The sequence below is a fragment of the Paraburkholderia tagetis genome (assembly GCF_022213065.1).
In the GTDB taxonomy this organism is placed as follows: Bacteria; Pseudomonadota; Gammaproteobacteria; order Burkholderiales; family Burkholderiaceae; genus Paraburkholderia; species Paraburkholderia tagetis.
The window spans coordinates 1-6536 of sequence record NZ_JAKLJA010000096.1; the positions used below are offsets into that span (position 1 = coordinate 1).

Sequence of the window (6536 nt, forward strand, 5' to 3'; positions counted from 1 at the left end):
ACGCTTCCTTCAGACCCCGCCTCGCGACGACGCCCTTGCGTTTCACTAGCCCTTCGCCCCATCTGGCTGGGCAGGGGACTCTCACCCCCAAGCTGTTGCGCATGCTCGGCGCACAAAAAAAACCCGCCAGGGGCGGGTGTCAACTTAAAGCGGCAATGCTTTAGCGCTTGTTGACGGCGTCCTTGAACGCCTTGCCAGCCGTGAACTTGACGGTCTTGGCTGCGGGAATCTTGATGGTTTCGCCCGTCTTCGGGTTACGGCCGGTACGCGCCGCGCGCTTGCCCGAGCCGAAGCTGCCAAAGCCGATCAGCTGAACCGCGTCGCCCTTGGACACAGCCTTCTTGACCACTTCGAGGAGCGTGTCCAGCGTTTCGCCGGTTTGTGCCTTGCTAGCGCCCGTCTGTGCTGCGACGGCGTCGATCAGTTCCTGTTTATTCATTGAGAAGTTCCTTTCTGTGTTTAGGTTGACACGAACAGCGCGAACGCGCCGATTATACGGTCGCGTGCCGCGCCGTCGAGCAGCGACGGACCCGGAGCACCCCGGCGATTTTCGTTGCGGTGGCCAACGTATGCGCTTGCCCCGCGACGTCCGTGCTGCCGCTTCCCTGGGCGGCGCTTGCTATGATAGCGCAGCGCAAACCCAATAACGACAAGGGTTTCGAAGATTTAGAGTGGTTTGCGCGGGTTTTACGCGCCTGCTCGTATTTTTGACGGTTGCTGCATCGGAAAAGGGGTGCCGCGCGCGCAAATTTAACGTTCCAGGCGTTGCGCCGCGCCAACGCTTTGTGCCCGCAAACCCAGTACCCACGGGCGTTTGCCGCCGCACCACCCGCTTCGAGACCCGCCGTTTCCAGCCCTCGCGTGAGTCATGACTGCCACACTGATCCCCGCCACGCTCGCCTTTCGCGAAGACGGCACGCCGTATTCGCCGCGTTTCGACGACGTCTATCACAGCACTTTCGGCGCCTTCGAACAGGCCGAATTCGTCTTTTTGCGCGGCAACGGCCTGCCCGGGCGCTGGCAGAACAAGCGCCTTTTCACCGTGCTCGAAACGGGTTTCGGCATGGGCGTGAACTTCCTCGCGACGTGGGCGGCCTGGCGCAATGCGCCCGCGCGCTGCGAGCGCCTGCATTTCGTCTCGGTGGAAAAGCATCCATTTTTGCGTGACGATCTGCGCGCGGCGCTCGATGCAGTGGTTGCGCATGCACCTCACACGCCGGAAACGTCGGGCACGTCGATCGCGCGTCTTGCGCACGAACTCGCCGATGCCTGGCCGATGCTCGTGCCCGGCACGCACCGGCTCGAGTTCGAAGGCGGGCGCGTCACGCTCACACTCGCTTTCGGCGATGCGCTCGAGACGCTTCCCAAAATGTGGTTACGGGCCGACGCAATCTATCTCGACGGCTTCGCCCCTGCGAAGAATCCCGAGCTCTGGTCACCGGCGATCTTCAAGGCACTCGCGCGCGTCTCGGGCGAGGAGGCCACCTTCGCGACCTGGTGCAGCGCAGGCGAAGTGAAGCGCGCGCTCGAGCAGAACGGCTTCGAACACCACAAGACCGCCGGCTTCGGAACGAAGTGGACGATGCTGGTCGGCCGCTTCGCGCCGCGCTGGCGTGTGCGGCGTTACGAGCCGCCACTGCCGCTTGCACTTGCGCGCAGGCACGCGGTGGTGATCGGCGCGGGGCTCGCGGGCAGTGCGATGGTCGAGCGGCTTGCGGCGCGCGGCTGGCACGTCACGCTCCTCGAACGGCACGCGGCGCCCGCCCGCGAAGCCTCGGGCAATCCCGCCGGCGTGTTCCATCCGCTCGTTTCGCGCGACGACAGCAGCGCGTCGCGCATCACCCGCGCCGGGTTTCTCTACGCGTTGCAGCGCTGGGCCGCGCTGGACGCCGCCGCGCAGGCGTGCACGCACGGGGTAATCGAGGCGCCGCTGCGCTCGCATGCAGGACTCCTGCATCTCGCGGCGGACGACGAATCGCGAGCCGTCGCCGAAGCGCTCGCATCGTTTGGTTATCCCGATGAGTTCGTGCGCGGCGTCGACCGCGCAGAGGCCGAGTCGATTGCCGGCGTTGCGCTCGCACAGGGCGGCTGGTTCTATCCGCGCGGCGGCGCGATCGATCCGGCTTCGCTGTGCCGTGCGCAGCTTGCCGCGGCAAGCGCCTACCCGGATGCGCAGGTCGACCTGCGTTACGGCGTGCAGGCCGCGCGTATCGAGCGCGTGGGCGATACGTGGCAAGTCTTCGATGCAAGCGGTGCGCTCGTCGCGCAGGCCGGCGCAGTGATCTTCGCCAACGCGCACGACGCCGCGCGCGCCGCGGCGCTCGACTTCGCCCCCACTCGCAGCGTGCGCGGCCAGCTCACGCTGCTCGACGAAAGCCCGCTCGCGTCCTTGCGCGTGCCCGTGATCGGCGACGGCTACGCGGTGCCGCTGCCAGGCGGCGTGACGCTCACGGGCGCCACCTACGAAGTCGACGACACCGACACGACGCTGCGCGATGCCGGCCACGTGGAGAACCTCGAGCGTGTCGCGCGCATGTTGCCGGACCTGCAAGCGGCCGCCTCGGACGCCGTGGCCGGTGTATATCCCGGTACACATGAGGGCGCACATCGGGACGCCTGGCGAGGCCGCGTAGCCTTGCGCTGCGTCACGAGCGACCGCCTGCCGATGCTGGGCCAACTCGGCGACGAAGCCGCCGCTCGGCGCGACGCGCAGCGGCTTTCCGGCGCATGGCCACTCGACTTGCCACGCGCGCCCGGCCTCTATGGCGCATTCGCGTTCGGCTCGCGCGGGCTCGTGTGGGCCGCGCTCGGCGCCGAGCTCATCGCCTCGCAACTCGAAGGCGAGCCGTGGCCCATCGAGCGCGAGCTCGCCGAGCAGGTCGATCCGGCGCGCTTTCTGCAACGCGCCTTGCGCCAGCGCAGTCTCTAGTCACGCACCCGCCGGGCCCCGCGCTCGATACGGGCGCGCGCCGATCCCCCTCTCTCCAACCCTCAATTCCCAACCCAATATCCTGACCAATACGGTTGTCCACGCAAAGTTGTGGATAACCGCGCGGATTGTGGGTAAATCCGGTGTGGACGCGATGTGGACGTAAACGGGGTAACTCGGCAGCTCATTCTCGCGGGCCAAAAGTTACTCTTCGATACCAGTCGGCACCTCACATACTTCGCGCACGGTTTTACGAGCGCCAAGCCGATGATTCACATAGGTATACAGGGGTTATCCACAGCAAAGCCACGCCTTTGTTAACTTCTACTACGTATACATACGGTAAACAGTAAACCCAACGCTGGCGCTATCGGTCGGGAAGACGGGAAGGCGCTGCCGCGCCGTTCCGACATCACTCGCCGCTGCACTGGCGCGACGGTCATTTTTTCCTTATCGTCGTAAAAGGTCGTCGAAAACGGGCGCATTTACCGGCTTCGCCAACTTTTCCGGCAGACCGGGACAACTGCAAAAGAGCTATGGCACAATCCCCGTTCTTTTCCGCGTCATGTGCCGCAGTAGATGGCCGACGCGTCCAAGGAACGGATGCCGCTTGTCCTGAATCTGAGTGCTCAGGAGGGTCGGCAGCGTTCGTTCACCCAACGCGGGCGCTGACAATCCACACAGGAAGCGCCCGTACCGGCGGTTCGCCGCGCGAGCGGCGCCGGTGCAGAGTTTCCCGTTGTTGTCCGTCGTGTCTGGCCGCCCGCCATCGGGTAGCGAGTCTGCGTGCCCCATCTGCCAGTGCGTGTAGCGTCAAAAACGCAGCACGTCGCAGCGGGCCCGGCGCGATGAAGCGGGCGCAACCGTCACGCGAAGTGCTTCGTGCGGTTGCGATGCCCATGCGGCACCTGCCCGGCATGTGGCTTGCCTATGTGCCGGGCGCGGGGTGTCAGGTGTTTTGACGTCGCGCCCGGTCCGATCCCATGCAAGATGTTCTGCCAAGGAGAAGCCACCACGATGAAGTCGGCGTTTTCGTTCTTTCCTGCCTGGCCGTTGCAGCCAGACGGCATATTCTGGGCGGGGCTTGCGCTGCTCGCCGCCGGTCTCGTCGGCGAGCTCTGTTATCGCGCCTGGCGGCTGCCGCGCATTTCGGGCTACGCGATCATCGGCCTGATTGCCGGTGCGGCGGGCTTTGGCGTGATCGGCGTCGGTACGGCCGATGCCGCACGCCCACTGCTCGATGTCGCGCTCGGCCTGCTGCTGTTCGAGCTTGGCAGCCGGCTCGACTTACGCTGGATCCGCCGTAATCCGTGGATCATTCTCTCGAGTCTCGCCGAAGCCACGCTGACCTTCGTGCTCGTGCTCGTCGTGCTGCTGTTCCTCTCGGTGCCCGCGATGGTCGCCATCGTCGTGGCTTCGATTGCCATGGCGACTTCGCCGGCGATGGTGATCCAGCTCAAGACCGAGCTGCGCGCCGAAGGCCAGGTCACGCAGCGTCTTCTCACGCTCACGGCGCTCAACAGCATGTATGCGGTCGTGATCGAAAAGCTCGCGTCGGGTTGGCTGCACCAGGAAATCTACGGCAACGTTTTCGCCACCATCCTGCAGCCGCTCTATCTGCTGGTGGGCTCGATCGTCATCGCGTATGTGCTCGCGCGCGCCTGCACGTTGTTCTACCGCCGCCTGAGCCCGCAGGACGAGCATTCGTTCGTCGCGCTCTTCGGCCTCGTGCTGCTCGCGATTGCCGTGGCGCACCTGCTCAAGCTCTCGACCATTCTGAGCCTGCTGGCCGCGGGCATCATCGTGAAGAATCTGGAAGTGCGGCCGCAATTGTGGCCGCAGCATTTCGGCACGGCCGGGTGGCTCCTCACCGTGATCCTCTTCGTGCTCACGATGACCACCTTCGAATGGCACGACATTCTCGTCGGCGGCGGGGCTGCGGCGGGGCTCATCGTCGCGCGTCTCGTGGCGAAACTCGTCGGCGTGCTGATCTTCGCGAAGCCGAGCGGGCTCGAATGGAAGCAGGGCATCGCGCTCGGTCTTGCGCTTACGCCCATGTCCGCACTCGCGCTCCTGCTCGTGGAGGACACCTACGATCTTTACCCGTCGTTCGATCCGCGGCTGCGCGCGATCATGATGTGCTCGATCGTCGTGCTGCAGTTGCTCGGGCCGTGGCTCGTCTACCGTGCGCTTGCGCTCGTCGGCGAACGCGGCGAAAAATGAATGCGGCGGCCCCGGCCGCCAGGAAATACCGCCCGCCGCGAGCGCGTGCCGACCAGACAATCGGCATTGCGCGCGGCGCGGCTGAAAAGAGGGGATGTCATGTCACTGGAAACTTTTGTCGATTCGCAGCCATTCACGTTCGGCGTCGAACTCGAAATGCAGGTCGTCAACACGCACGATTACGATCTGACCAAGGCGGGCAGCGACCTCATGCGTCTCATCAAGGATCAGGAGATTCCGGGCAACATCACGCCCGAGATCACCGAAAGCATGATCGAGCTCTCCACGGGCATCTGCACGCATCACGAGCAGGCCGTGGCCGATCTGCGCAAGATCCGCGACGTGCTAGTCACCGCCGCGGACCGCCTGAACGTCGGCCTGTGCGGCGGCGGCACGCATGCGTTCCAGCAGTGGAGCGACCGGCGCATCGTCGATACGCCGCGTTTTCAGTACCTTTCGGAGTTGTACGGCTATCTCGCGAAGCAGTTCACGGTGTTCGGCCAGCACGTGCATATCGGTTGTCCGGATGCCGACAGCGCGCTGTTCCTGCTGCATTCGCTCTCGCGCTTCATTCCGCATTTCATTGCGCTGTCGGCATCGTCGCCGTATGTGCAGGGCGTCGACACCGGATTTCATTCGGCACGGCTGAATTCCGTGTTCGCGTTTCCGCTTTCGGGCCGCGCGCCGTTCATGCTCAGCTGGGAGGAGTTCAAGGAATACTTCTCGAAGATGGTGCACACCGGCGTTGTCAACAGCATGAAAGACTTCTACTGGGACATCCGCCCGAAGCCCGGCTTCGGCACGATCGAGGTGCGCGTCATGGACACGCCGCTTTCGGTCGAGCGGGCGGCGGCGATCGCCTGCTACATCCAGACGCTCGCGCGCCATCTGCTGACCGACCGGCCAATCTACCCGCGCGAGGACGATTACCTCGTCTACACGTTCAACCGCTTCCAGGCGTGCCGTTTTGGCCTCGCCGGCACCTGCGTCAATCCGCAGACGGGCGAGCGCCGCACCATTTCCGAAGACATTCTGGCCACGCTCGACAAGATCGCGCCGCATGGCGAGGCGCTCGGCTCCACGCGTGCGCTTGCCGAAATCGGCACGATCGCGCGCGCCCAGACCAACGATGCAACGTGGTTGCGCGGCGTGGTCGCCGAGGAAAAGTCACTGCACGAGGCGGTGCGGCAGCAATGTCTGCGCTGGCGCGCCTGAGCGGGCCGCGTCTGCCGTCCGGGCAACGTCGGACCCCTAAAAGCGCATGATCGGGATAGGGGCAGGCCTCGCGGCCCGACCCCTCCCACACCACCGTGCGTACGGGTCCGTACACGGCGGTTCGGATCGGTTGATCGACTACCGGCTAACCGAGGGGAGACCGAGAGAA

General features: G+C 65.0%; 4 protein-coding genes. 3 read left to right on the forward strand and 1 reads right to left on the reverse strand.

The genetic code is table 11. The annotated features are described in order from the left end of the window. Positions 1–160 precede the first annotated feature (160 nt). Positions 161–439, reverse strand: coding sequence for an HU family DNA-binding protein (locus tag L5014_RS38190; RefSeq protein ID WP_027815965.1), 279 nt, complete (start codon positions 437–439; stop codon positions 161–163). Positions 440–868: 429 nt separating this feature from the next. On the opposite strand from L5014_RS38190, the gene mnmC reads away from it, so the two are divergent. The 3 genes from mnmC (at position 869) to L5014_RS38205 (ending at position 6367) form a co-directional block, all read left to right on the forward strand. Further along, positions 869–2929, forward strand: a complete 2061-nt coding sequence (gene mnmC, locus L5014_RS38195; protein WP_238469039.1) for a bifunctional tRNA (5-methylaminomethyl-2-thiouridine)(34)-methyltransferase MnmC2/FAD-dependent 5-carboxymethylaminomethyl-2-thiouridine(34) oxidoreductase MnmC1 — start codon at positions 869–871, stop codon at positions 2927–2929. A 1017-nt stretch (positions 2930–3946) separates the two neighbouring features. After that, positions 3947–5152 (forward strand): cation:proton antiporter, encoded by a 1206-nt coding sequence (locus L5014_RS38200; protein WP_238469040.1) that lies wholly within the window; start codon positions 3947–3949, stop codon positions 5150–5152. Positions 5153–5251: 99 nt separating this feature from the next. Continuing rightward, positions 5252–6367, forward strand: a complete 1116-nt coding sequence (locus L5014_RS38205; RefSeq protein ID WP_238469041.1) for a YbdK family carboxylate-amine ligase — start codon at positions 5252–5254, stop codon at positions 6365–6367. The last annotated feature ends 169 nt before the right edge of the window (positions 6368–6536 follow it).